The organism is Agarivorans gilvus (genome assembly GCF_001420915.1).
GTDB classification, from domain to species: Bacteria; Pseudomonadota; Gammaproteobacteria; order Enterobacterales; family Celerinatantimonadaceae; genus Agarivorans; species Agarivorans gilvus.
This window is the reverse complement of record NZ_CP013021.1, coordinates 945308-969556: the sequence shown is the minus strand read 5'-3', so window position 1 is coordinate 969556 and position 24249 is coordinate 945308. Positions and strand designations below refer to the sequence as shown.

The window sequence follows — 24249 nt, the reverse complement described above, 5'->3', positions numbered from 1 at the left end:
GTTAGGGATTGAGCGAGGACAAGCTAAGTTGTTCTCGCTGTGTTGTTTGCTCCGTTTCACGCTTGTAGGCTAGGCAAGCTTGGTAAAACTCATTCAAATCTAGCTGTTGCGGGGCGTTCGCCCAATTTGCTGCGGTAATTTTCTTGAGTAGGCTTCGCCATTGGCCAGTTGCTTGCTGTTGGTTCACCCAGTTTGTTAATGCTTGTTCCGCCTGATGGCTAGCTCCCTGTTTGCAAGCCGCTGCAAACTGCTGCCAGTAGTCACTATTTTGCTGTATTTCTTGTTGTGGCGCTAGGTTAGGGCCCTGCGGACGCAGTTTGCTTTGGCGAATAAACCAAATTAACGCGGCTAAGGTGATTAACCAAGCAAAGCCAAATAGCCAAGTTAACCACGAACTGCCAGTGTCTGATGATGCTACTGTGGCGTTTGTTGGTGGCATAGGATTGTTTAAGTTAAGCGCTTGATTCTCTGGCGCTGGCACCACCTTAATTTGCCGAGCTTTTATTTCTGCCTTGGCGAGTTTATCACTGCTTAAATCCCACCAAGGAAGAGACCATCCCGGTAGACTTAATTCGCCAGTGGTGACCGGGATCAGCGCGACATTTAAACTCCGCTGAGCAAACACTATCCCATCTTTTACTATGGTGCGGTCTTGGTAGGGCTCCGGATAAACGCGGAAGTTGGGGCCATAATCGATATCTATCTCTGGCAGTTGTTGTTCGGTGATACCAGCAATGGTCAGATTGATGATGCGGGTAAAGGCCTGACCCTGTTGATAATCACTCTGCAAAGGTTGGATTTCTTCATTTAGCAATAAATCGTGGGAGGGTAACCATTGACCAGGGAAGTTAGCCGGAGGCGCTTTTACGGTTAAAGCTAGAGTTTGCGCCGCAATGTCGATAGGGCGAGCACGATGGTTGATGTCGTTGGCTAAGCCACTTAAACGGGGCCCTCTTACTTCATATTCTCCGGCTTTTTCTGGTGTGATTAGCCACTGACGAGTGAGGGTGCGATAACGCTTACCATCCACAATCTCAAGGTCTTGTTTGTCATCGCCCAGTTTTTCTACTTTGGCGTCTAACATGTTGGGGGCAAAAATATTGGCCTGATCTAAGCTATTAGCTACCCAAATTTTAGCGGTAAAGGTCACCGGCTGGCCTAAATAGACTTCGGCACTATCTAGGCTCACTTCCATGCGCACTTGGTCTTTGCTGGGCTCAATGGCCTCTATTTTTTTTGCTTTTAAATGAATGGGTTGGGTATTTTCACCACCAATGTTAAAAGAAGGGATCAAATAATTACCTTCTTCGCGTACCAGTAAGGTGGTTGTCCAACGGGTCTGGGTTGATGACTGGCCATTGATACTGGTGTGCTGGCGAGCCGTGGAGGTACTGCCCACCACGAATTTTTGTCGGAGCAGTACCGATGGGTCGAACTCATTGCTCGAAAGGGTATCGTTCGCCACAATCTCTAAAGTAAAAGCTTGTCCTACCGCCACCGGGTTCTGGCTGACGGTAGCGGTCACTTCGGTGGTTGCGTAACTACTGAAGCTAAGTAATAGCATGAAACATAAACTAAGTGCTTTCACTTACCAATTCTCCTGATTACTGGGCTGACGACGGCGTTTTTGATATTCAAGGTACATTTTATTGCGTAATAACAAGCTGGGGTCATTGGGTAGTTCTTCTAACCATTTTTGTAGCTCTTGTTGTTGCTCTGGGTCGCTGGGTGAGCGGCTAACAGCGGTGTTTTGCTGGTTGTCTTGTTGCTCATCCTGCGCTTGTTCAGCTTGAGCTTGCTGCTGGGCTTGTTGCTCTGCCTGTTGTTGCTCTGCTTGTTGTTGATCGCCGTTTTGCTGCTCTTGTTGCGCATCCTGTGAGGACGCGTCTTGCTGAGCATTTTGTTCCGACTGCTCCGATTGATCTGATTGCTCACCGGATTGCGATGACTGATCATTGTTTTGCTGTTGCTGTTGCTGTTGCTGTTGCTGTTGCTGTTGCTGTTGCTGTTGCTGTTGCTGTTGCTCTAGCAGTTTCTCTACTAGTTGTTTGTTATGTTTTGCTTCGGCAAAGTCTGGTTGTTGATTTAAGGCCTGTTGGTAGGCATCTATTGCCTGTTGATATTCACCTTGCTGAGTCAGCGCGTTTGCTTGGTTATACCAGGCCGTAGCTGAATTATCTTGTGCGTATAGCTGTTGAGCTTTTTTATAGTCGCCAGCTTTATAATAAGCCGCGGCTTGCCAGTTCGGGTCTTTAAACAGCTCTGCGGCTCGCTGGTAGTCTTGCTGCTGCCAGGCTTGCTCTGCTTGTTGCGCCTGATTTTGCCATAAATTGGCGCTCGCGGGCTGGCTTAAACCGAGCAGTGGCAGGCTGCACAGCAGCATCACTAAATCGCCGCGGCGAAGTTGGATTAGCATAAGCAATATGATCAATGGCAGTAGTAGATAACCAATGTCTTTTCTTGCTGCGGCTTGTTGGCTTTCTGCTGAGGCTTCGTCAGCAGAGCGATTGCGCAACGAGGCGAGCTTTTCAATATCGCTATTGTCGGCGCTTAAGCGCTGGCAGATGCCGCCAGTTTGTTGGCAAAGAGGCAGAATGTTAGCCACGTCTAGTTTGGCCATAACAATGCTGCCAGTCTGGTCTTTTAGCATGCTACCGTCTTCTAGCGGGATCGGCGCGCCTTCCTCACTGCCTATGGCTAACATTGAAAAACGCAGTTTATGTTGTTGCAGACTAGCTAAACTTAGCGGCAGCTGCTCTGCAGAGATGCCATCACCAATTAATACAATGTCTCCCTGAGCGTAGCCTGCTTGTTTGATGAGTTCAGCGGCCTTATCTATGGCTAGATTTAATGCTGAGCCGTGAACGGGCATTAATTCGGGCTTAAGGTGAGGCACCAAATTAGCTAGCGTATTGCTATCGCTGCTTAAGGGACTAAGTACAAAGGCATCACCGGCGTAGGCTATTAACGCTGTTTCACCGTCTTTCCATTGGGCTAATAAATCTAGAGCCTTGTATTTGGCTAGCTCAACGCGATCCGGTTTAAGATCTTGGGCACGCATCGAGTAGGACATGTCCATAATCAGCACTCGGGCACTACCTTCACGAAATACCGGTACGTTGTCACTGATAATGCTGGGGCCACTTAAGGCGATAATAATTAAGCTAAACAACGCTGCTAAAGGCCACTGTGAACTCGACCTTGTGCTTTCTGAGTTGACTAAATACTTGGCGATGGCCGGCTTTAACAACTGCGACCACGCCGATTTTTCATGTTGTTGCTTTTTAATCAGTAACAGTAATAGTAGTGGGCTAAGCAATAGCCACTCTGGGCGTAGTAAACTAAGGCCTAACATCAATTATGCTCCTTGATAAAACGCTGAGCTAACAAAGGCTTGGCTAACATTACCAACATCACTAAAGCGGCTAGAGCCAGCGGCCAGTAATAGAGCTCGTGCTGCGGCCGATAAAATTGTTGGGCTTGAGTAATTGGGTTTAAGGCATTTATTTGCTGGTAGATTTGCGCTAACTCTTCGGTATTTCTGGCACGGTAATATTGGCCACCGGTTAAACCAGCTATTTGTTTAAGGCTGGCTTCGTCTAGGTCTTGCGAAGGGTTAATTTTACGTTTGCCAAATAGGGTTTGCTGGTACAGTTCGTCGGCACCCACCCCAATGGTGTAAATCACCACTTGATTTTTGGCAGCCATTTCAGCAGCTTGCATCGGCTCTACTGTGCCCGAGGTATTTTGTCCGTCGGTTAACAAAATTAAAATGCGTTGCTCGGCAGGGTGGTTCATTAGTTGTTTGATGCCCAAGCCGATGCCTTCACCAATCGCGGTTCTATCACCCACCAAGCCATGAACCAATTCATTAACCTGAATCAATAAGCTGTCTAAGTCGAAACTCAAGGGGCTGGCTAAATAGGCATGGTCGGCAAATAGTATCATCCCTAGGCGGTCGCCACGGCGTTGTTCAATGAAGTCGGCTAGCAGTGACTTGAGCGCGGTTAAGCGGTCTACCGCCTCACCGTGTAACTGCATGTCTTTGATTTGCATGCTTCCCGACATATCAACAGATAACAACACGTCACGCCCTTGTTCATCAATGCCTTGTAATTGCTCGTCTAACCAGACGGGTCTTGCCAAGGCACACAAGCAGAGTAACCATACTAGCCACTGTAAGCCTTGTTTTAACCGGCTATTGCTTTGTTCTACGGCGGGTTGCGCTTGGCTATAGGGGAGACTGCTATTGAGCAGTAACTCTGGGGACTGAGCTTGTTTGTGACTAAAGCGCTCCACTAGCCACAACAAGGGCGCCGCTAAAAACACATAGGGCCAAACAAATTCAAACATGCTGTTCCCCTCGTGCTGAATTATCAACAGCGTTGCGGCCTTTGAGGCTAAACAGTGTCGCTAAAGTGAGAGGGGCTCGGCAGCGCTTTATCCATTGCTCGGCCATATCGCGGCAAGCAAGGCTATCGCTAGAGGGGGTTGCAGCATATAAACAGTGTTGCCACTGAGCGCTTAACTCTAGAAAGCTGCCCGAAGCCACTTTGACCTTGCTGTCGAGAAAGGCTAACCATGCCTCACCACTCAGTGAGGCGACTTGCTGGCGAGGGTAGTAGCTTAGGGCTAGCCGCTTGAGCAAGAGATTAAGCTCGGCAAAGCTTAGTTCTGCTTGCTTTAGTTGGGCCATCGCCTCACGGCGTGGTTGATTTAATCGCCAGTAGCGCCAAGCGATAAATAGCGCTAGCAGCAAAAGCACAATCATGAAGCCAGCCAGTAGCCACCAACCTAAAGCGGGGAGGGCGGTTTCAAATTCTGTAGGTAAAATAATATCGTTTAAATCTGCTAGGGGATTAGTTTGCTCAGGCATAGTCTTGCCACTCTAAGGCTGTTGAGAAATGCTGATGGGGAATGCGCGCTTGTTGTAACATGCGCTCGATATTACGCTGACGTTGTTCGGCTAAGCGTTTAAATTGCTGGCGAAACGCTTTATTACTCGGGTTGATATAGGCTTGTTGTGAGCCGTCACTCACCGCGAGTTGCTGAGCCTGTTGGGCTTTGGGCAGTTGTTGCTCTAGCGGATCGCTGATTTGCCAAGCAAATACTTGATTGTGCTGGGACAAGCGTTGCAAGTGCAGCGCGGCATCTGAATCAAATTGATAAAAGTCGCTGATCAGGTGCACTTGATAGCCCGTTTTAATTAACTGACTTAACTTAGCCAAATTATGACTGGGCGAGCCAACTTGCATTGAACCTTCGGTTAAGCGTTGAAACTGCTGATTATGCAAGTCCACAATGCTTTGCAATTGGGCTAACCAATGGGTCTTGCTGGCAGCAGGCTTCTGGTTATGCGCTTGCTCTCCCAAATGTAGGGTTAACGCGACCCGTTCACCTAATTGTTGGGCGTTCCAACCTAAACAAGCCGCTAATTCGCTGGCAAATACCGATTTAAGCTTATCACCACTGCCAAAGTACATGGAGTGGGATAGGTCGAGAAAGATAAACACCGGGTGCTCGCGGTCTTCCCTAAATAGCTTGGTATGGGTTTTTCCGGTGCGGGCGGTTACTCGCCAATCAATGCAGCGTATGTCATCACCCGCTTGATAATGCCTCACCTCATCAAATTCCATACCTCTGCCACGCACTTTACTCAAACGATTGCCATGGCGACTACTGGTAACTTGTCGCCATGGTGGCATATTTAGATGAATGGCTTTGGCTTCGATGAGCTGCTCAATGCTTAAATTAACCGGAGAAAGACGGGTAATTTTATTCATTAGGCAAAGGCTACCAACTCAATCAAACGTTTAATTACGGTATCGGCTGCTATGCCTTTGGCTTGGGCTTGGTAACTAAGAAGCAAGCGATGACGTAACACCGGATAAGCCAGTTGTTGAATATCTTCTGGGCTGACAAAGTCTCGGCCATCTAACCAAGCTTTGGCTCTTGCCGCTCGGGCTAAGGCGATGCTGGCACGTGGGCTGGCACCAAATTCTAGCCATTGACTAAATTCATCGGTATAGCGCTGCGGCTCACGGGTGGCGACTACTAAGTCCACAATGTACTGGTTGAGTTGCGGAGCAATATGTACTTCCATGATGGCGCGGCGCAGGGCAAACAATTTTTGCTGGCTAAGCGGCTCTGGTTGGCGCAAATGCACTTGCTTGGCTTCACGCTCGGTCAGTTGCAAGATTTTTAGCTCGTTCTCTGCATCTGGATAAGTGAGACATAACTTAAACATGAAGCGGTCGAGCTGTGCTTCTGGCAGCGGATAAGTACCTTCTTGCTCAATGGGGTTTTGCGTGGCCATTACCATAAATAGCTTGGGTAAGGCATAGCTCTTGCTGCCCACGGTGATTTGTTGCTCAGCCATCGCTTCTAACAGTGCCGATTGCACCTTGGCTGGGGCACGGTTAATTTCATCGGCGAGCACTAAATTATGGAAAATAGGCCCTTTTTGAAAACTAAAACTGGCGGTTTCTGGGTGAAATACATCAGTACCGGTTAAATCTGCCGGTAGTAAATCGGGGGTAAATTGGACGCGATGAAAATCACCTTCTATACATTCAGATAAGGCCTTTACCGCTCGGGTTTTGGCTAAACCTGGAGGACCTTCTACCAGGATGTGTCCGTCAGACAGTAAGGCGATAAGTAATTGATCAATAAATTCAGCTTGGCCCACAATGCTTTGATTTAAATAATCTCGAATGGCCGATAAGGTGTTATTACTCATTTTTCCCTCTGAAATGGATACCGCAAGCAGCGATGATAAAACACTCTTCGACGCGGCTCAAAAATTTCCTTTAAATTTGATGGCTTAAAGCTGGTTTTAATCACTTGTTTGAAATTTGTAAATAAATGGTTAAACTAAGCGAATGAGGTCTGACCTCTTAACTTGTTAAGGATATAGTGAATGCATCAACAACAATCTTTACAAACTGCCAGTGGCGCACGGATCGCAGTGGTTGCCGGTTTGCGTACGCCTTTTGCTCGTCAGGCGAGTGCCTATCACGGTGTTCCGGCTGTTGATTTAGGCAAGATGGTGGTGAATGAACTCATCAAACGAGTTGACCTCGATGTGAAAGAAATACAGCAGTTGGTATTTGGCCAAGTGGTGCAAATGCCAGCAGCCCCCAATATTGCGCGAGAAATTGTCTTAGGCACGCCCTTAGATGTGTCTACCGACGCATACAGTGTGTCGCGTGCTTGTGCTACTAGCTTTCAAGCGGCGGTAAATGTGACCGAGTCAATTATGGCCGGCACCATTGATTGTGGTATTGCTGGTGGCGCAGATTCATCTTCGGTATTACCCATCGGGGTGAGTAAAAAGCTGGCGCGTAGCCTGCTAGATTTATCTAAGGCGCGTAGCCTAGGGCAACGTTGGAATATCATTAAACAACTACGAATTAAAGACTTAGCCCCGGTGCCTCCTGCCGTAGCAGAATATTCAACCGGTATTTCCATGGGCCAAACCGCAGAGCAAATGGCCAAGACCCATGGCATTAAACGAGAAGACCAAGACAAGCTGGCAGTGCGCTCACACCATTTGGCTCACCAAGCTTGGGAAGAAGGCAAATTAGATGCTGAGGTGATGACCGCTTACCCAGAACCCTATCGCCATTCGATTAGCCGCGACAACAACGTGCGAGGCGATTCCAGCTTAGAGAAGTTGGCTAAGTTAAAGCCGGTGTTTGACCGCAAGCATGGCTCGGTAACGGCGGCCAATGCCACGCCTTTAACCGATGGCGCAGCGGCGGTGATGCTAATGCGTGAGGATAAAGCCAAGGCCTTAGGTTTGCCGATTTTAGGTTATATCAAGAGTTACGCCTTTGCTGGTATTGATGTTTGGCAAGACATGTTAATGGGGCCGTCTTATGCCACGCCCATTGCCTTGGATAGAGCGGGCATTGGCCTGCAAGATCTCGACTTAATTGAAATGCACGAAGCCTTTGCTGCGCAAACTCTGGCCAATATTAAGATGTTTGCCAGCGATGAGTTTGCTCGCTCAATTGGGCGCGATAAGGCGCTAGGCGAAATTAATATGGAGAAATTCAACGTAATGGGTAGCTCGATTGCTTATGGTCATCCCTTTGCGGCCACCGGTGCGCGAATGATTACCCAAATGCTTAATGAATTACGTCGCCGTGGTGGTGGCTTAGGCTTAACAACCGCTTGTGCCGCTGGTGGCCTAGGGGCAGCAATGGTGTTGGAGGTAGAATAATGGAACAGCAAACATTTAGCCTGAGCATAGAGCAGAATATTGCCTTATTAAAAATGGATGTGGCTGGCGAGAGCATGAACACCTTAAAGGCCGAATTCGGCCCAGAGTTGGACGCTATTCTTGATGATCTTTCCCAGCAATCGCAGCTGCAAGGCCTAGTGGTGTATAGCGGCAAAGCGGATTCATTTGTGGCTGGGGCCGATATTGCCATGCTAGATGCATGCGAGACAGCGGCAGATGCGCAGCAGCTATCACAACAGGGTCATAAAGTTTTTGCACGTTTAGCCAGCCTGCCGTTCCCCGTGATAGCGGCGATTCATGGCCCATGCTTAGGTGGCGGGTTAGAACTGGCGCTGGCCTGTGATTATCGAGTCTGTAGTGACCACGATAAAACTAGCCTAGGTTTGCCCGAGGTTCAGTTGGGCTTGTTGCCCGGTGGCGGTGGTACTCAGCGTTTAGCCAAATTAGTGGGTTTGCAAAAAGCCCTAGAGATGATGCTCACCGGTAAACAGCTTAGGGCGAAACAAGCGCTTAAGAGTGGCTTGGTGGATGAAATGGTGCCCAACAGCGTATTGCTAGAAGTCGCCAAGAAGTATGCAGGAAAGGCCAAGCGCAAGCCTAAGCCAAAGTTATCGACCATCTCTAAATTGCTAGAAGGCAATGCGCTTGGGCGCAATATTTTGTTTAGTCAGGTAACTAAACAAACCTTGAGTAAAACTCGTGGTAACTATCCCGCACCAATGGAAATTATTGCCTGTGTTAAAGCAGGGGTAGAGAAAAACAGTGAAGCGGCGTACTTAGAAGAAGCGCAGCGTTTTTCTAAGCTGGTAAAAAGCCCTGAGTCTGCGGCCTTACGCGGGTTATTTTTTGCGTCTAATGAACTGAAAAAAGAAAGCTTATTTGAGGGAGTTGAACCGAGAAAAATTAAGCAGGTAGCGGTTTTAGGCGGCGGCTTAATGGGCGCGGGGATTGCCTTTGTCTCGGCGACCAAGGCTAAGGCACAGGTTCGAATTAAAGATATTAGCGAAAAAGGCGTATTGGGTGGGCTAAATTACGCCTACAAACTACTGGATAAAAAGCGCCAACGACGTTTTATTTCACATGCTCAATTGCAGCAACAAATGAATGATATTACCGGTGGCACTGACTTTACCGGCATGAAAAACAGCCAAATAGTGGTTGAGGCGGTATTTGAAGACTTAGCGCTTAAGCAGCAAATGGTGGCGGACATAGAAGCCAATTGTAATCAGCACACCATCTTTGCCAGTAATACCTCTTCACTGCCGATTGCCCAAATTGCGGCTAAGGCCGAGCGTCCCGAGCAGGTAATTGGTTTGCATTATTTTAGCCCGGTAGAAAAAATGCCTTTGGCCGAGATTATTCCGCATGCTGGTACTAATCAACAAACCATTGCTGATACCGTTGAGTTTGCGCGTAAGCAAGGTAAAACCGCCATTGTGGTGAAGGATGGCGCTGGCTTTTACGTGAATCGCATTTTGGCCCCCTATATGAATGAAGCCGCCATTTTGCTGCTAGAAGGACAAAGTGTTGAGCATCTCGACAAAACCTTGCTTGATTATGGTTTCCCTGTAGGGCCTATGACCTTGTTAGATGAAGTGGGCATTGACGTAGGCGCTAAAATTGCACCTATATTAGAGGCCGAATTAGGTGCTCGCTTTAAAGCTCCGCAAGCCTTTAGTAAGCTAATTGACGATAAGCGCTTGGGTAAGAAAAATGGCCGCGGTTTTTATCTTTATCAAGGTAATAAGGGCAGAGCCAAAAAAGTGGATTTGCAAGTGTATTCGGTACTTGGGGTTAAACCCGGTAATCCAATGGACGCAGAACAACTGGCTAAACGCTGTGTTTATATGATGCTCAATGAAGCGGCGCGCTGTTTAGATGAAGGCGTGATTAACAGTGCTAGAGATGGTGATTTAGGGGCGATTTTTGGCATTGGCTTCCCGCCATTCTTGGGTGGGCCGTTCCGCGCCATGGATAAAATTGGCTTGGCTAATCTAGTGGCAGAGTTGGATGAGATGGCCAGCCTTTACGGTGAGCGCTTTGCGCCTTGTGAGGCGCTGAAGCAGATGGCTGAAAACAAGCAGAGCTATTACAGCTAGCTAAAGTGACATAGTAAAAGGGCCAAATGGCCCTTTTTTATACACCGAGTGAAGCTTATTTTATAGGAGATAATAGCGCTGGATTGACCACCAAGTTTCGCACTCCGTGGGCGTGGTCTTCCTCAAATATATTCCCTTCACACCATTTGCCGACGGTATTGATGTTCACTTTAGCGACTTTTGGACGAACACTCCAAGATACTTGAAAAGGTGAAGCTTTTTCATTGTAGCCAGGTCCAGTAGTCGAACCCGCATACTGCACTGCTTCGCCAGTGTTATTCAAGATATTTAAGGCTTGGTGGAAACCGTTAACGCTGCCGACTTGGGTGAGTGCCATAAAATCTTCTGCTTGCTCGTCATTCACCAAGACAAAGACTTGAGTTTCTACGCGTAGTTGTGGGTTATTAATCGCCTCATTTAAGCACGAAGCTAAAGTGGGTCCGGGAACGACTTGAGCACTAGAGTGAACATAGTGCAGCTCGATAGTATCACCAGGGTAGAGGCTACCGTGGGCACTTGGGCAGATTTCATGAGCCACAGGTGCAAGCTCTGCCTCTGTTAAATGGCCGTTGTACTGGTAGCCACTTTGATAACCGTGGCCGTCACCATTACCCGCATATTGGGTAAATTCTCCACCTTTATGCTCCGCATTTTTATGAAAATGGATATTGCACAGGTTCATTTGCTTATAGGTTGGGGCTTCATTAAAGGCGATGGTATTACTGCCCAGCGCTGAGTCTATGTCTCTTGGAGCTTGCGGTCCAAAGCCTTTATTGGCTGTGTTTTCGGCTAGCTTTTGGCGTTGCTGACTGATGACTTTATCTGCTACCGCATGGTGAGTCGCACTGTGCTCGGTATTGGCACTGGTATTAAGAGCCATTAGGCTTGCTGCACCTAATATTAAGAGCTGATGTTTGTTCATGAGTTAACTCCTATTAATCTCATTGGGGGAGACACGAAAAAAAGCGAGCACTGTTTGACTCGCGCCGCTGCGGCAAGAAGAAACGGTTATGCCGAGGGTTTAGCGGAATCCTTTCTAGGGATGGCTGGCGGCAAAATACATTTTAGTGATGATGTTTTCATTAAAAATATCAGTGATAAACCACTATCACTGCGTTTGATCAATTTTGCGGTAAAAAGGGCGATTGGCGTTTTTGCTGGTGTTTCAGTATCTTCTAAAATGCGCGGCTTTCCTTTCGAGTGTTAAATGTGGCCACGATGTTGTTGCTGTTGTTAAGTTTAATAAGTGCCTTATGGTGTTATGTTGAAGCCCTTAAGTTTGCCTTGCCGGTGTGGCGCTGGACCTTAGTGGGCTTCTTATTTGGTCCCTTTTGTTTTCCTCTGCTGTGGACACATCAACAATTGAATTTAAAGCGTTATCAGGGTTTTAACGACAGCAAGCTAAAAGCCTAGTTGCGGTTGTTAGTTATAGCTGTATAAGGCGGCGTCGTTTACAAAGTCGCTGCGGCTTTCTATATAACTTACCGTTTCAAGGTGGTGAGTATTCAGTGGGGCGCTACGCGGGTGGCTGCTGCCATGGTTGTAAACAATAATACGGTCGCGTCGTTTGCTCTTCAGGCTCATCATAAATCGAACTAAATCATGACGCTCTAGTTGCTCGATACACTCAGCAGCACGCTGGCGTTGGTCAAAGTTTAAGTCTTTATTGCCGATACTGACCCAAAAGCGTTGCGCTCGAGTACGCATATTACTTTCTGGCTCTAATATTTGTGCAACGAGTCCTTGTTTACTTTGTTGCCATTGCGCTTCGCTTAACTCAAACATTAATACTGGAAAGTCATCTAAAAAGTCATTAATCGCATCAAATAGCATTTGTGGTTGGCCATGTGGAGACTGTACATAAAAAATAATACCCGGATGGCGATTAAGCGGTAAGTTTCCAGTACCAACGATATAGCCCAGTTGTTGTTTAGTCCGTAGCTCATTGAAGAAGCTAGATGTCATAATGTGATTACTCAGCGTAAATAGCGCAATGTTCTCTGGACTGAGATCGGTGCTTTGGTAGTACACCATCATCGCTGAGTCGTTTTGTTGACATTGTACTTCGTAGAGTAAACTGCCTTGGTTTTTAATGCTGATGAGTTTTCTTGGCGTCTCCTTAGAAGGGTTGGTTGTGGGCGCCATTTCTTGTTGAATGTAATCACCTAGCGCAGAGATTTCTGACTCTGTCCAGTTCCCATAAGCCAGCATTTCTACGTGAATATTTTGGTATAGCTTTTCTACAAAATTGGGTAAGTCTTCGAGCTGTACGTTTTCTAGAGCGGCCAGTAGTTCGCGAGGCGGTGGATTATTGGGCTGTAACAATGAAGTGAGTTCGCCAAATAATTGGGAAATAGGCTTCACTTGCATTTGGTTGTGCCAGTGTTTGGCCAGTTGCTGTTTGATAATAGCAAAACGCTTGGCCTCGAAATGGCCTAATAAGCGATTGCCCATGATCATTTTTAACAGCAATATTTGTTTGTCGCTAAAGCCCGAAAGATGCAAGGTATAGCCACCTTGGTGGGCATATAGCTGGTAAGACATACCCGCAATTTCGGCTTGGTAAGTCATCTCACTAAGATGGTCTAACATCAACTCTACCATCAGCCGAGTGCATACGATATTGCGTACCGAGGCTACGGCATGTGCAGAATCTACCGATACGTATAAATGACCTTTGGGAACTTTAAATTCGGGTTCGTTACTAAACCATAGTCGAAACCCTGCTTTATCAAGTAATAAGCGTGGCTGGGCAGGAGTTTGCTCAACCTCAACTAAGCTGCTTGCTTCGTCTTCCACGGCTAGAAAAGGGTTAGCGCTAGGTAAGTGTAAGTCATCAATTTTACTGGGATTTTGCCAGCGTTGGATGCGTTCCTCTTCAATCGCTTTGACTGAGTAGGGGGTGTGGTACCACTTGGCTTTCCTGTCGGTGTTTAGCTTGGGCGAAATTAAGCTGATCCGCATTCGCTCAGGACTGATTTGCTGTAGACAATGTTCGATTAGGCTTTGGTCAAACTGCTGCATGGCATAGTCACCAAAGATTAAATCTTCTTCTGGGTAGTGTTGCAGGTTTAGTGACAGATGTGACACCAAATCGATGGCGCGTGACTTTTCTTGAAATAAAAATGCTCGCTCAAAGACTTGTTGTTTTTCGCGATAACGCCAAGCCTGAACGCCTTGTTCTCGAATCAGCGCTAAATAACTAAAGCTGGCATCAATTATCTCATCTATCTTATTTAGACCGTCATCGGTAAGCGAGTAACTTAGCGTGAAGTCTTTAAAGTTACTGCCGCTAATACCACCGCCAGCGGCCATAGAATTGATTAAACCAGCATGGCGTAACAATGCAACTAAGCTTCCTGGTCCCTCATAACCCAAAAGGTGAGCAATGTAGGTGAGCGGTTTTTGTCGATATAGCGCATCGGTATTGTCAAAAGCAAAAGATAAGGTGAGCTTTTTTAAGTCTTTAACCGGTTGAATATGGCACTCAATGGCTAAATGATCGCTTAAATACAATGGTGGTAGTTTTAGTGCTTGTCGAGAAATACGGGGTACCGCCTCAAATAAGCGCCGAACATGGGCCTCTTGTACATCTAAAGGTTTTTCACTGAGCAGGGCCAAGGACATAAGATCGGCAGAATACTGCTGCTGGTAAAACTGAATTAAGTCATCGCGAATACTTGCGTCTGGCAGGTCGCTTAAGGTATCTAAATTGCCTACTGAAAACTGGCTGAAAGGGTGGGCCGGGTTAACGGTTTCTTTATGTACTTGATAGATGCGCCGAACGTCGTCTTTGAGCTTTAATTGATATTCTGAGTTAACGGCTTGGCGTTCACGTTCAACCAGCTCAGGGTTGAAACATGGGCAGATGAAAAACTGGCTAAAGCGGTCTAGCGCTTCATCAAACCAGCGGCTTTCTATATCAAAATAGTAATTAGTATATTCGGTGCCAGTCCAAGCATTATTACTACCACCATGGCGATTAATAAAGCTTTGATATTCGCCAGGAACGGGGTAGGAATCGGTGCCTAAAAATAGCATGTGCTCTAAAAAATGAGCTAGGCCTTCGCGCTGTTTAGGGTCATTAAAATGGCCAACATTCACTGCTAGCGAAGCCGCTGATTTTTGCGCGTCAGGATCCTGTATCAACAGTACTTTAAGACCATTGTCTAATACTATATGTCGGTAGTGTTTCGGATCATTTGGACTGATTCGCAAGGCGGTTTCCTTATTTGCGCTGGTAGTATGATTATCATTCGCTTGCGCAGGTCTTGCAAACTCTGATGGATGTTTTGTGGCATATCAATTAAATTAGCAGCCAAAATTTGTAAGCTTGAGCGTTTAGCCATCGCTTTTTATTGAAGAAGAGCCCTTATATGCAAGTATATATCATGCGTCATGGTGAAGCCGAAATGTTTGCCGCCACTGACAGTGAGCGAGCACTAAACCAGCAAGGTATTAATGAAGTGACCAAGATGGGACACTTTTTAAGTGAAAAGATGACTCATTTGGATTATTTACTGGTCAGTCCCTATGTGCGAGCTCAGCAAACATGGCAGTGCTTATCGAGCCTATTACCTAAACCTGAGCAAACCGTAGAACTTAAAGAGCTAAGTCCCTCGGGCGATGAACAAGCAGTTGTGGCGCTCATTAATGAGTTAGCCATAGAAAAGCCGATGGGCAAGGTATTGGTTATTTCTCATTTGCCCTTGGTAGGTTTTTTGGTGGACGGTTTAGTGCCTGAAGTTGGCGCTCCCTTATTCAGTACCGCTGCAGTCGCCGAATTGGAAATTGCTGCAGAAAACAGTCTGTTGTCATTGCAGCATCCAGTAAGCTTAAGCTAGCTTGGTCCTATTCTCTAGTTTTTGTTCTTAAATTGGTTTTTTAGTCTTTTTGTTGAAAGTTCTTAGTTTTTTGTGCTTTTGCGATCCTCTTCGCGAAACCGCCAAATAAGCTCGAGTTTGTTGGAAATAGCGGAATTCTCTTTGTAATATCCATATTGTCAGAATTAAGTAGTGGACAAAAACATGAAGATATTTTCTCGCTATTCTCCAGTAAAAATAGCCCGATACGTTAAAGCGTTTTTTAAAGGACGTTTGTATATTAAAGGAAGAGGGGCTTATGAATTTAACAATGGAAAATTAATCACACTGCCTAATCATAAAACCACCAAACACCGGCAGACGGTGGCGGAAGTGAACCAACAAATCGACCAATTTAAGAATAAAGCCGCTTAATCCGTGTGCTAGTTTTGCTGAAAACCACTCTTAAGGAGTGGTTTTTTAGTTTGGAGAATTAATTAATACTAACAAGGCGCTGGAACCACCATATATTTTCGGCGCTTGATGAAAAGCTAAGACCTCTGGATGCTGAGCTAGCCATTGAGGGACTTTGGTTTTTAATACTTGCTGGCCATGGCCATGCATGATTGAAGCAACGTGGTAATGTTGTTGTTTACACTCTTGAATTAAAGCTGCTATTTCCTGCTTAGCTTGTAACTGGCTTAGGCCATGTAGATCTAACATAATTTCCGGATCATAATCACCGCGGCGCAGTTTTTTGAGCTCATAGGGATCACATTGTTCGCTTTGCCAACGCATCGGCCCTTCTGTAGGCAATAGCGGATGATACTCATCAGAAAAGAAGAATTGGTGATTATTTAGTACAGCGCGCTGTTGTTTGTCCCTTTGTTGGCTTTTTTTCTTGATTCGAGTAGGCTCAGGACTTATTTTATCTTGTTTTATCTGGCGAACGCCTTGAAGGGCTTGTTTAAAAGCCGCGAAATCTTCGTCAGTGGGTTTTTTCATCTTAATTTATCAGTTGTGCCAGAAGCCATTTATTGTGGGTGATTGTACTTAAACTGGAGGCCAAATTGGAAAAGATATTTATCGAAGAAGCAGTCGATGAGTTACATACTATTCAAGATATGATCCGTTGGGCGGTGAGCCGCTTTAATGCTTCGGGGGTTTTCTATGGCCATGGTACCGACAACGCTTGGGATGAAGCGGTACAACTGATTCTGCCTAGCTTGCATTTACCTTTGGATATCGACCCCGAGGTACGCCATGCCCGCTTGACCCGGCAAGAGCGAACTCTATTAGTTGAGCTGGTGGTTAAGCGTGTTCAAGAGCGCATACCAGTGGCTTATCTTACTAATAAAGCATGGTTTGCCGGTTTGGAATTTTATGTCGATGAGCGAGTATTAGTGCCTCGTTCTCCGTTTGCCGAGCTCATCGAAAATCAATTTTCGCCTTGGTTAACTCAAGAACCGCAACGTATTCTTGACTTGTGTACTGGTAGTGGCTGTATCGCCATTGCTTGTGCTTATGCCTTTAATGAGGCAGAAGTGGATGCGGTGGACATTTCAGAAGAGGCTTTAGCTGTGGCTGAAATTAATATTCAGGGTCACGGCTTAGAGCAACAGGTAACACCTATTTTGTCTGATGGCTTTAATCAACTTAGCGGGCAGTGCTATGACTTAATCGTGAGTAATCCTCCTTACGTTGACGCAGAAGACATGAGCAACTTACCTGATGAATTTGCTCACGAGCCTGAGCTGGGTTTGGCGTCGGGTTTTGATGGTTTAGAATTAACTAAACGAATTTTGGCAGACGCTGCCGAACACCTAAATCCTAAAGGCTTGTTAATTGTAGAAATCGGCAATAGCCAGATACATATGCAACAACAATATCCCGATGTGCCTTTTACTTGGATTGAATTCTCTAACGGTGGGCACGGCGTATTTATTATTAGCCGCGAGCAATTATTGGCTTGCGGTGAGCTATTTAAACAGTAAGGAAGCAATTGATGGCAGGAAACAGCATTGGCCAGCTATTTCGAGTCACAACCTTTGGTGAGAGCCATGGTGTGGCACTGGGATGTATCATTGATGGTTGCCCTCCGGGGTGGAAATAAGCGAAGAGATCATTCAAAAAGATTTGGATCGCCGCAGACCGGGTACCTCTCGTTATACCACCCAACGCCGCGAACCTGATCAGGTGAAAATTTTGTCCGGCGTATTTGAAGGCAAAACTACTGGTACCTCAATTGGTTTGTTGATTGAAAATACCGATCAACGCTCAAAGGATTATTCAAATATTAAGGATATGTTCCGCCCCGGTCATGCCGATTATACCTATCATCAAAAATATGGTACGCGTGATTATCGTGGTGGTGGCCGTTCTTCCGCACGTGAAACGGCAATGCGAGTCGCCGCTGGTGTGATAGCTAAAGAGTATCTTAAGCAACAGCACGGTGTAGACATCCGTGGCTACCTTAGTGAACTTGGCCCGGTAAAAGCTGAAAACATCGATTTTGAGCAAATTGAGCAAAATCCTTTTTTCTTTCCCGATGCCAGTAAACTTGAGCAGCTGGATGAGTTCATGCGAGCACTGAAAAAAGAAGGTGACTCGATTGGCGCACGCTTAAGTATTGTGGCTACTCAGGTGCCAGTGGGCTTAGGTGAGCCAGTATTTGACCGTTTAGATGCTGATATCGCGCATGCCTTGATGGGGATTAATGCGGTTAAGGCGGTTGAGATTGGTGATGGCTTTGCGGTGGTTAATCAACGCGGCAGTGAGCACCGGGACGAAATGACTCCGCAAGGTTTTAGCTCCAACCATGCTGGAGGAGTATTAGGTGGAATTTCTTCAGGACAAGATGTGATTGCGCATATTGCACTTAAGCCTACTTCGAGTATTACCGTGCCGGGGCAAACCATTGATAAATTTGGTCAGCCAGTGGAAGTGGTGACTAAAGGACGTCACGACCCGTGTGTAGGGATTAGAGCTGTGCCTATCGCCGAAGCTATGTTAGCCATTGTATTAATGGACCATTGCTTGCGCCAGCGTGGACAAAATGGGGCTGTGAGCACCGATACGCCTATTTTGCGTTAAGTGATTTCATATCCGTTAAGCCCTTAAGTATCTTTATTTAAGGGCTTTTTTATTAGCTAAACATTTGTTGAGTAAGCCATGCTTGATGATATTGAACAACTGATTGGTTTATTTAATCGCAGCTTTGCCGACTACGATACGGTTCTGATCGCCGGAGATGATGAACCCTTGTATTTGCCTAAAGGGCCAGGGCGAGCTCAACATCAAATTATTTTTGCGCATGGTTTTTTTGCCAGTGCATTGCACGAAATAGCCCATTGGTGCATTGCCGGTGAGCAACGCCGTCTCTTAGAAGACTATGGATATTGGTATTATGGTGATGGTCGCAATCAGCAGCAGCAGGCCGCTTTTGAACAAGTGGAAGTAAAGCCGCAAGCCCTGGAGTATGCTTTTTGCTTGGCGGCAGGGCGACCGTTTCAGGTGAGTGTTGATAATCTCTCGGGTTTTCAAAGTGACAGGCACGCTTTTAGGGATGCGGTTGAACAGCAATACCAGGCATATCTTAAGCAAGGCTTTCCCTTACGAGCACAACGCGTTATCGACCTATTAACGACGGCTCGTCAAGCTCAACTTCTTGGCTCTTTGTAGAGGTGTATTATGCTTAAGCTTGGATTGATTATTAACCCTATAGCTGGTTTAGGTGGCAGTGTGGCGCTAAAAGGTAGTGATGGGGTGGCTGAGCAGGCGCTGGCAAAGGGAGCGGTTAAGCAAGCCAATTTTCGTGCCCAACTAGCACTCGAATTGCTCACTTCCCTTCAGTCCCAGTTTACCATTTTCACTGCATCGGCGGAGATGGGTGAACAGCTTTGTGAGCGACTGAATTTACCGTATCAAGTGGTTTATCGAGCAGCTGAGCCCAGTAGTGCTGAAGATACGCAATTGGCGGCACAACAAATGCTCGAGGCGGACGTGGATTTATTACTGTTTGCTGGTGGAGATGGTACAGCGAGAGATATTTTAGCGGTAGTCGGTGAGCAGCTAACATGTATTGGGATTCCGGCGGGGTGTAAAATCCACTCCGGTGTTTATGGGATTACGCCCAAGGCTACAGGTTTGTTAGTGGCTAAGTTTGTTCAAGGGGAAATGCTAAGCCTGCGAACCGCTGATGTGATGGATATTGATGAGCAAGCTTTTCGTCAAGGGCGAGTTAGAGCCAAGTGTTTCGGTGAGATGGTGATCCCCGATGAACTGCGTTATGTACAAGCTGTGAAGCAGGGTGGCATAGAATCAGAGGACTTGGTATTACAAGATATTGCCGCCGAGGTAAGCGAAATACTAGAAGATGCCCCCTTTATTGCAGGGTCTGGTACTACGGTCGCAGCAATTATGCAGGAGTTATCACTACCTAATACCTTATTAGGAGTAGATTTTGTCGAAGATCATCAAACCGTTCAACAGGATTTGACCGCCACACAAGTGCTGAATAAAATAAGCGGCGCTGAAACTAAGCTACTGATTACTCCTATTGGTGGCCAAGGTCATTTATTTGGCCGTGGTAATCAACAGTTAAGCCCTGCTGTTATTCGTAAGTTAGGGCGAGAGAATATCGTTGTTGTAGCCAGCAAAAGCAAACTTAAATCCCTGCATGGACGCCCGTTGATAGTTGATACTGGCGATACAGAACTGGATAAGGTTTTATCCGGAAGCATCAAGGTAATCACTGGTTACCGCGATTATATTATGTATCGAGTATCGAACCCTGAAAATGAGGTTACCGATGCTCAAAAAATATGTCACAGCACTACAGACTTATCTGAATAGTCACGACAATAACCTGAATGCACCACCGAAGAATGTGGTTCAATATTTAAATGATCATCTTGGGGTAGTGGCCACGCAAACCGAGCTTAGCCGCCGTCCAATGGTTTATTGTTTAAAATCACATATGCATATGGCTTTATTAGAAGCCTATTTCGACGGTGAAGCGGATGACACCATGCAACAGCAAGTCGAAGACTTATGGCGTAAGGCGATGGTTTTCGCAGATAACCATCAACAAGTGGCAGCCGTCGCTTGATTGAAAAAAGCAAAGCATGAGCTTTGCTTTTTTATTTTGAGCTGCTCAGCTTTTAGCCTTGAAAAGTTGGGTTTGGTTACGCCCACCGTGCTTACTTTGGTAAAGCGCTTGGTCGGTATTGGCTAACCATTCTTTGGCACTGGCGGTTTGCTCATCGAGTTCGGCAATGCCCAAGCTAATGGTGAAGGGAATCTCTATTCCCTCTACAACTGGCTTAATCGCTTCTATCGTGGTACGCAGTCGTTCACAGAAACCTTGCGCATGAGCAGCATCGGTATCAACCAAAATGACAGCAAATTCTTCACCGCCATAACGCCCGGCGATATCTGTTTTACGCATAATCTTGCGTAGCGTTTCGCCTACTAGTGAAATGATTTTATCGCCAGCAGGGTGACCATAAGTATCGTTAACCTTCTTAAAGTGGTCGATGTCGAACATCACCAGCGAACAGGGTGATGTGTTGCGAACAAAGCGGTTAAACTCTTGTTCTAAGCGATCTTGCCAATAGCCTCGATTATACAGCTGGGTAAGTTTGTCTGTGCGACTAAGCACTTGCAGCTCTTGATTCACCCTTTGTGCTTCTAATTTGTTGACCGCGTTATCTGTCACATCGTAAATGATCAAACTTATGTGAGTGACTATGCCGGTTAACGAGGTGAGTGGAATGATGGTGATGTTTTGGTACATAAAATCTACCGTGCCAGTAATTGGTCGATAGTTTTTGAATGGGAATACATGGGGGCGTTGCTCCCAAGTAGTGAAGGCTCGGTTTTTAAGGAAAAACACCGAATCTATTTTATGTCTTAACCACTCTTCTGGTAAATCTGGAAATAACTCAAATAGTGACTTAGCTTGAACTTGATCGGGGCGCAAACCACTATGGGTTTCCATGAAGTTATTCCAAACTTGTACCTGATAATTTTTATCGAGTACCACTAAGCCGACATCGATAGTTTGTATCATGTCCAGCATCCAGTGGAACTCGTTCATGTCATTTTGATGTTGGCTCATTGTGCTCAAATAGATAAGAAATTTTATTGTTTAGGGTTGGCATAGAATCTTCAGTAATCAACAGTAATAAATCACACTGAATGTTGTGTTTCTCAATGGTGTAATTTATTTCTACGGCTAAGGTTTTTTGCCAACGGTGAGTATTGTTATTAATTAAATCGCTAATGTTACAGTGCTGGCCCAGTACTACCGGGTGGCCTTGAGAGAAGCCCACATCAAGTTGATCGGACACTCCTTTTAAACAGGCTCCTATCAAAATGTTAGCGATATCCATCAGTACTTCTAATTGCCCGTTATCGTCTAATTGGCCCTGGTATTTCATTAGCTTCGACATGTCTTCAAAGCTGGAATCATGAAATAGTAATAAGGCTTCTCCGGCAATGCCTGAACCGATAAATCCTTGGCATACTGCCGACATGGACTCATTCTCTTCCACCGAGCTTAAGGCCATATGCAGTTCGCTGGTTTCAAGAATATTCACGTTAGGAATGGGTAAAACAATAAACACATCCAGTAAACGAGCCAGCAAATCGGCGGCTCGGCCCATGGCTACGTTGGCGATTTCTTGGTAATGGTCGCGATAATCAACGATTTTAGGTGACAGGGTGTCTTGTTTGGGCGGCGCCATTTTGGCCAGTGCTGCTAGATCATTTTCTAGTTCTAATAGCTGCTGGGATTCAACAATCCCGTAGGCTACTAAAATTTCGCCAATTTTAGCCTTGTTGGTCGGTTTTTTGATGAAATCTAAAGCACCTAGCTGTTTTACTCGCGTATAGGCTTCAGGTTGAATGTCGCCAGACACTACGATGACCAGTGCTGGAAGATCGTTTTTTTGCACGGCCTCTAAAACTTGATAACCGTCCATGACCGGCATGTTGAGATCGAGAAACACCACATCACCTTTTCCTTGGCGGATCATCTCGATGCCTTCCTGGCCATTGGTGGCGTAGCTTATCTCTACGTCCCAGCCTGGAGGTAAGCTACGAGCCATTTGTTTTCTTGCGAGCTTGGAGTCATCGCAAATCAGAATAGGTAATGCCATAATCTATAATTAACTCTCCTTGTCTGATTGTAGTATGAAGGTAAAACAGGGCCATGCTAAGAGCTAACTGACAAAAAGCTGAGTTTTCTATGCTGCGCTTTGAGGTTCTTCACAAAAACGTTTTTGTCGCTAAGTGTAAAGATAAGTTTAGTCGAGAAGTAATGGATAATTCGCTAAAGTTTCATTTGCTTCAAGATAGTCTGATATATTGCAGGGTCAAATTAAAAATATTAGATAAATCAATAAGGCCCAAGGGCTTAATTAACGGTAATGGATTATTTTAGAGGATCTAACGTGAAATCAGCTGGATGGATTAGGCAAGGCCTTACGCTGTTAGTGGCTGTTGTTTCGATGTACGCTCAGTCCGCCTCGATGCAAAGTCGAATAGAGTACTATGATGTGAGCGCACATGACTTAGGCCAATTGCGCCAACAGTTATTAGCACAAGGGCCACAAAAACAAGGCAATCGCTACAGTATCGCGGCTCAATACCGCTTAAATTGGACTCCCAAGGTACAAATTCGTAATGAACGCTGCGAAGCCCTAGCTCCTGAGCTGCAATTAAGCGCCGATTTGTTGATGCCGCGCTGGATTAGCCAAAGTAAAGCTGACTTTTCGGTACAGCAGTCTTGGCTGAGCTACATTGCTGCAGCTCAGCTGTATCATCAAAATATCACCCATCTTATCGAGCAAAGCGCCGATCGTTTTATTCAGCAAACCCGCGGCTTGAGCGCCAAAGAGTGCCATCAGCTAGAGGCCTTGATCAATGCTAAAGGTCGAGCAGCCCTAGCCAGTGCCCAACAGAAGGTACGCACTTACCAACGGCAAACCGCTTATGGTCAAACCTTAGGGCTAATATTGCCTTAGCTCATTGGTCGGCCTTTGAGTAAGCGTCTATTCCAAAATCGCTGAGGGTGGACGCTTCTCAAGGTGCTTGCTTTTAACGGTAGAGGTTCGCCACACAGCTGAGCTGCCAAGAGTTCGGTGGCAAACGGGGCGCTACATATTCCTCTAGAGCCAAAGCCAACGGCTAAAAAGCTGCGTGAATGCACAGGTGAGTCGGCGGTTTGCCAATTATTTTGGTAGTCATCACCAAGTAATCTGTTTAGATCTGGCAGTTGGCCCAGTAAGGGTAGGTGGTCGCGAACTGCGCAGCGAATCGCCACCCTTCCGGCTACCTCGGCACACTCTAGGTGCTGATTCCATGCTTGCGGCTGGCAGTGGCGCAAAGCGGCTAAGTTACTCTCGGTTTCTTGCGTGCGCAGTTCTAGATCAACTTGGTTACGTAAATAGCTGGCACCGATGCAATGCTGCTGTTGATATGCCGGTGTCAAGTAACCTTCATAACACAGTACTTTACGCAACTTGGCTAAGCTTGGATTGCTCTTGATATGGCTAACTTGGCCTCTCACGGGGCTGAGTGGGAGTTGTGCAGCCTGGGTTAAATTGAGTAAGTGATGTGCCTGACAAAAGGCCACATTGTGGTGGTGTTTCTCGTGCCCTGTAAATATTAAACGGCAGTAAGATTCATGCTGCTGATAGTCGATAAGTTCGTGTTGGTAATGTACTTCTAATAAGCCAGTGGCCAGTGCCGCATCTAGTATTGTCTGTACGCATTGCTGAGCGTCGACCCAGCCAGCTTTGGGGTAGTGCAAAGCTTCGCTGGATAGGCTCAAACCCGCCAGTTCGCTTGCTTGCTCAGCGTTTACCGCATGTACCAATTCGCTCGGGTAGCCTGCTTCGGTGACTTTTCGGTGTTTTTTCTGTGATTTTTCGTTATAGGCCAGTTGTAATAGTCCGCAGAATTGGTGTTCAACTTCTCGTTGCTGGTGTTTTAGCTGCAGCATTAACTGGTGATGATAATTAAAGGCGTGTTGAAAAAATTCTGTTAGCGGCTGTTGAGTGGGGCTAAGCAGTGGATAGACTGCGCCCTGGCG

Annotated in this window: 23 protein-coding genes and 1 pseudogene; 12 read left to right on the top strand and 12 right to left on the bottom strand. The window is 46.3% G+C overall.

All coding sequences use genetic code 11. The features are described 5' to 3' along the window. Position 1: 1 nt before the first annotated feature. From AR383_RS04535 to AR383_RS04510, 6 genes are read right to left on the bottom strand one after another with little or no spacing between them, the layout of a single operon-like run. Positions 2–1588, bottom strand: a complete 1587-nt coding sequence (locus AR383_RS04535; RefSeq protein WP_055732059.1) for a BatD family protein — start codon at positions 1586–1588, stop codon at positions 2–4. Continuing rightward, positions 1589–3355: a vWA domain-containing protein gene (locus tag AR383_RS04530; protein ID WP_055732058.1), complete on the bottom strand. Its 1767-nt coding sequence runs from the start codon at positions 3353–3355 to the stop codon at positions 1589–1591. Further along, positions 3355–4353 carry a VWA domain-containing protein gene (locus AR383_RS04525; RefSeq protein ID WP_055732057.1) on the bottom strand — a complete coding sequence of 333 codons (999 nt, stop codon included), beginning with the start codon at positions 4351–4353 and terminating at the stop codon, positions 3355–3357. Before AR383_RS04525 ends, AR383_RS04530 begins: the two co-directional genes overlap by 1 nt. Then, complete coding sequence (locus tag AR383_RS04520) at positions 4346–4876, bottom strand: DUF4381 domain-containing protein (RefSeq protein WP_055732056.1); 531 nt, start codon at positions 4874–4876, stop codon at positions 4346–4348. The genes AR383_RS04525 and AR383_RS04520 overlap by 8 nt, the downstream gene beginning before the upstream one ends. Next, complete coding sequence (locus tag AR383_RS04515) at positions 4869–5783, bottom strand: DUF58 domain-containing protein (RefSeq protein WP_055732055.1); 915 nt, start codon at positions 5781–5783, stop codon at positions 4869–4871. The genes AR383_RS04520 and AR383_RS04515 overlap by 8 nt, the downstream gene beginning before the upstream one ends. Then, complete coding sequence (locus tag AR383_RS04510; RefSeq protein ID WP_055732054.1) at positions 5783–6739, bottom strand: AAA family ATPase; 957 nt, start codon at positions 6737–6739, stop codon at positions 5783–5785. Before AR383_RS04510 ends, AR383_RS04515 begins: the two co-directional genes overlap by 1 nt. 180 nt (positions 6740–6919) lie before the next feature. Here AR383_RS04510 and fadI point away from each other — a divergent pair, with 180 nt between their 5' ends. Next, positions 6920–8227 (top strand): acetyl-CoA C-acyltransferase FadI, encoded by a 1308-nt coding sequence (gene fadI / locus AR383_RS04505; RefSeq protein ID WP_055732053.1) that lies wholly within the window; start codon positions 6920–6922, stop codon positions 8225–8227. Further along, on the top strand, positions 8227–10347 hold the full coding sequence (gene fadJ / locus AR383_RS04500; protein ID WP_055732052.1) for a fatty acid oxidation complex subunit alpha FadJ: 2121 nt from the start codon (positions 8227–8229) through the stop codon (positions 10345–10347). Before fadI ends, fadJ begins: the two co-directional genes overlap by 1 nt. A 55-nt stretch (positions 10348–10402) precedes the next feature. Here the strand turns inward: fadJ and AR383_RS04495 are convergent, their stop codons facing one another. Next, a complete protein-coding gene (locus tag AR383_RS04495) occupies positions 10403–11269 on the bottom strand; it encodes a delta-class carbonic anhydrase (RefSeq protein WP_055732051.1) in 867 nt (288 codons plus the stop codon). On the opposite strand from AR383_RS04495, the gene AR383_RS04490 reads away from it, so the two are divergent. Both AR383_RS04490 and AR383_RS04485 read left to right on the top strand, forming a co-directional pair. Continuing rightward, positions 11258–11554: a hypothetical protein gene (locus AR383_RS04490; protein WP_055732050.1), complete on the top strand. Its 297-nt coding sequence runs from the start codon at positions 11258–11260 to the stop codon at positions 11552–11554. The two genes, AR383_RS04495 and AR383_RS04490, sit on opposite strands and share 12 nt — an antisense overlap. Positions 11555–11556: 2 nt before the next feature. After that, positions 11557–11760, top strand: coding sequence for a hypothetical protein (locus AR383_RS04485; protein WP_188407465.1), 204 nt, complete (start codon positions 11557–11559; stop codon positions 11758–11760). A gap of 9 nt (positions 11761–11769) precedes the next feature. Here AR383_RS04485 and AR383_RS04480 read toward each other — a convergent pair whose 3' ends face one another. Continuing rightward, positions 11770–14565 carry an insulinase family protein gene (locus AR383_RS04480; protein WP_055732048.1) on the bottom strand — a complete coding sequence of 932 codons (2796 nt, stop codon included), beginning with the start codon at positions 14563–14565 and terminating at the stop codon, positions 11770–11772. A gap of 158 nt (positions 14566–14723) precedes the next feature. Between AR383_RS04480 and sixA the strand changes: the two genes are divergently transcribed. Continuing rightward, the gene (gene sixA / locus AR383_RS04475; protein ID WP_055732047.1) at positions 14724–15191 is read left to right on the top strand and encodes a phosphohistidine phosphatase SixA; all 468 of its coding nucleotides are present in this window, start codon (positions 14724–14726) and stop codon (positions 15189–15191) included. A 183-nt stretch (positions 15192–15374) separates the two neighbouring features. Then, a complete protein-coding gene (locus tag AR383_RS04470; protein ID WP_055732046.1) occupies positions 15375–15584 on the top strand; it encodes a DUF1107 domain-containing protein in 210 nt (69 codons plus the stop codon). 45 nt (positions 15585–15629) lie between these two features. Here the strand turns inward: AR383_RS04470 and smrB are convergent, their stop codons facing one another. Continuing rightward, positions 15630–16154 carry an endonuclease SmrB gene (gene smrB, locus AR383_RS04465; RefSeq protein WP_055732045.1) on the bottom strand — a complete coding sequence of 175 codons (525 nt, stop codon included), beginning with the start codon at positions 16152–16154 and terminating at the stop codon, positions 15630–15632. Between the two features lie 65 nt (positions 16155–16219). Between smrB and prmB the strand changes: the two genes are divergently transcribed. The 5 genes and pseudogenes from prmB (at position 16220) to AR383_RS04440 (ending at position 20259) form a co-directional block, all read left to right on the top strand. Beyond that, positions 16220–17143: a 50S ribosomal protein L3 N(5)-glutamine methyltransferase gene (prmB, locus tag AR383_RS04460; RefSeq protein WP_055734954.1), complete on the top strand. Its 924-nt coding sequence runs from the start codon at positions 16220–16222 to the stop codon at positions 17141–17143. Between the two features lie 11 nt (positions 17144–17154). Then, positions 17155–18242 (top strand): annotated as a pseudogene (gene aroC, locus AR383_RS04455) (chorismate synthase). A gap of 78 nt (positions 18243–18320) precedes the next feature. Beyond that, complete coding sequence (locus AR383_RS04450; protein ID WP_055732044.1) at positions 18321–18830, top strand: elongation factor P hydroxylase; 510 nt, start codon at positions 18321–18323, stop codon at positions 18828–18830. 9 nt (positions 18831–18839) lie between these two features. Beyond that, positions 18840–20003 carry an ATP-NAD kinase family protein gene (locus AR383_RS04445; RefSeq protein ID WP_055732043.1) on the top strand — a complete coding sequence of 388 codons (1164 nt, stop codon included), beginning with the start codon at positions 18840–18842 and terminating at the stop codon, positions 20001–20003. Next, on the top strand, positions 19960–20259 hold the full coding sequence (locus AR383_RS04440) for a YfcL family protein (protein ID WP_157051640.1): 300 nt from the start codon (positions 19960–19962) through the stop codon (positions 20257–20259). The genes AR383_RS04445 and AR383_RS04440 overlap by 44 nt, the downstream gene beginning before the upstream one ends. Before the next feature lie 45 nt (positions 20260–20304). Here the strand turns inward: AR383_RS04440 and AR383_RS04435 are convergent, their stop codons facing one another. Together AR383_RS04435 and AR383_RS04430 are read right to left on the bottom strand one after the other, a co-directional pair. Next, positions 20305–21270 (bottom strand): GGDEF domain-containing protein, encoded by a 966-nt coding sequence (locus AR383_RS04435; RefSeq protein WP_055732041.1) that lies wholly within the window; start codon positions 21268–21270, stop codon positions 20305–20307. After that, positions 21251–22312 carry a response regulator gene (locus AR383_RS04430; protein ID WP_055732040.1) on the bottom strand — a complete coding sequence of 354 codons (1062 nt, stop codon included), beginning with the start codon at positions 22310–22312 and terminating at the stop codon, positions 21251–21253. The genes AR383_RS04435 and AR383_RS04430 overlap by 20 nt, the downstream gene beginning before the upstream one ends. Before the next feature lie 294 nt (positions 22313–22606). On the opposite strand from AR383_RS04430, the gene AR383_RS04420 reads away from it, so the two are divergent. Then, positions 22607–23179 (top strand): DUF922 domain-containing Zn-dependent protease, encoded by a 573-nt coding sequence (locus AR383_RS04420; RefSeq protein ID WP_188407463.1) that lies wholly within the window; start codon positions 22607–22609, stop codon positions 23177–23179. On the opposite strand, the gene mnmC1 is transcribed toward AR383_RS04420, so the two are convergent. Next, complete coding sequence (mnmC1, locus tag AR383_RS04415; RefSeq protein ID WP_232304796.1) at positions 23176–24228, bottom strand: FAD-dependent 5-carboxymethylaminomethyl-2-thiouridine(34) oxidoreductase MnmC1; 1053 nt, start codon at positions 24226–24228, stop codon at positions 23176–23178. The two genes, AR383_RS04420 and mnmC1, sit on opposite strands and share 4 nt — an antisense overlap. Positions 24229–24249 lie beyond the last annotated feature (21 nt).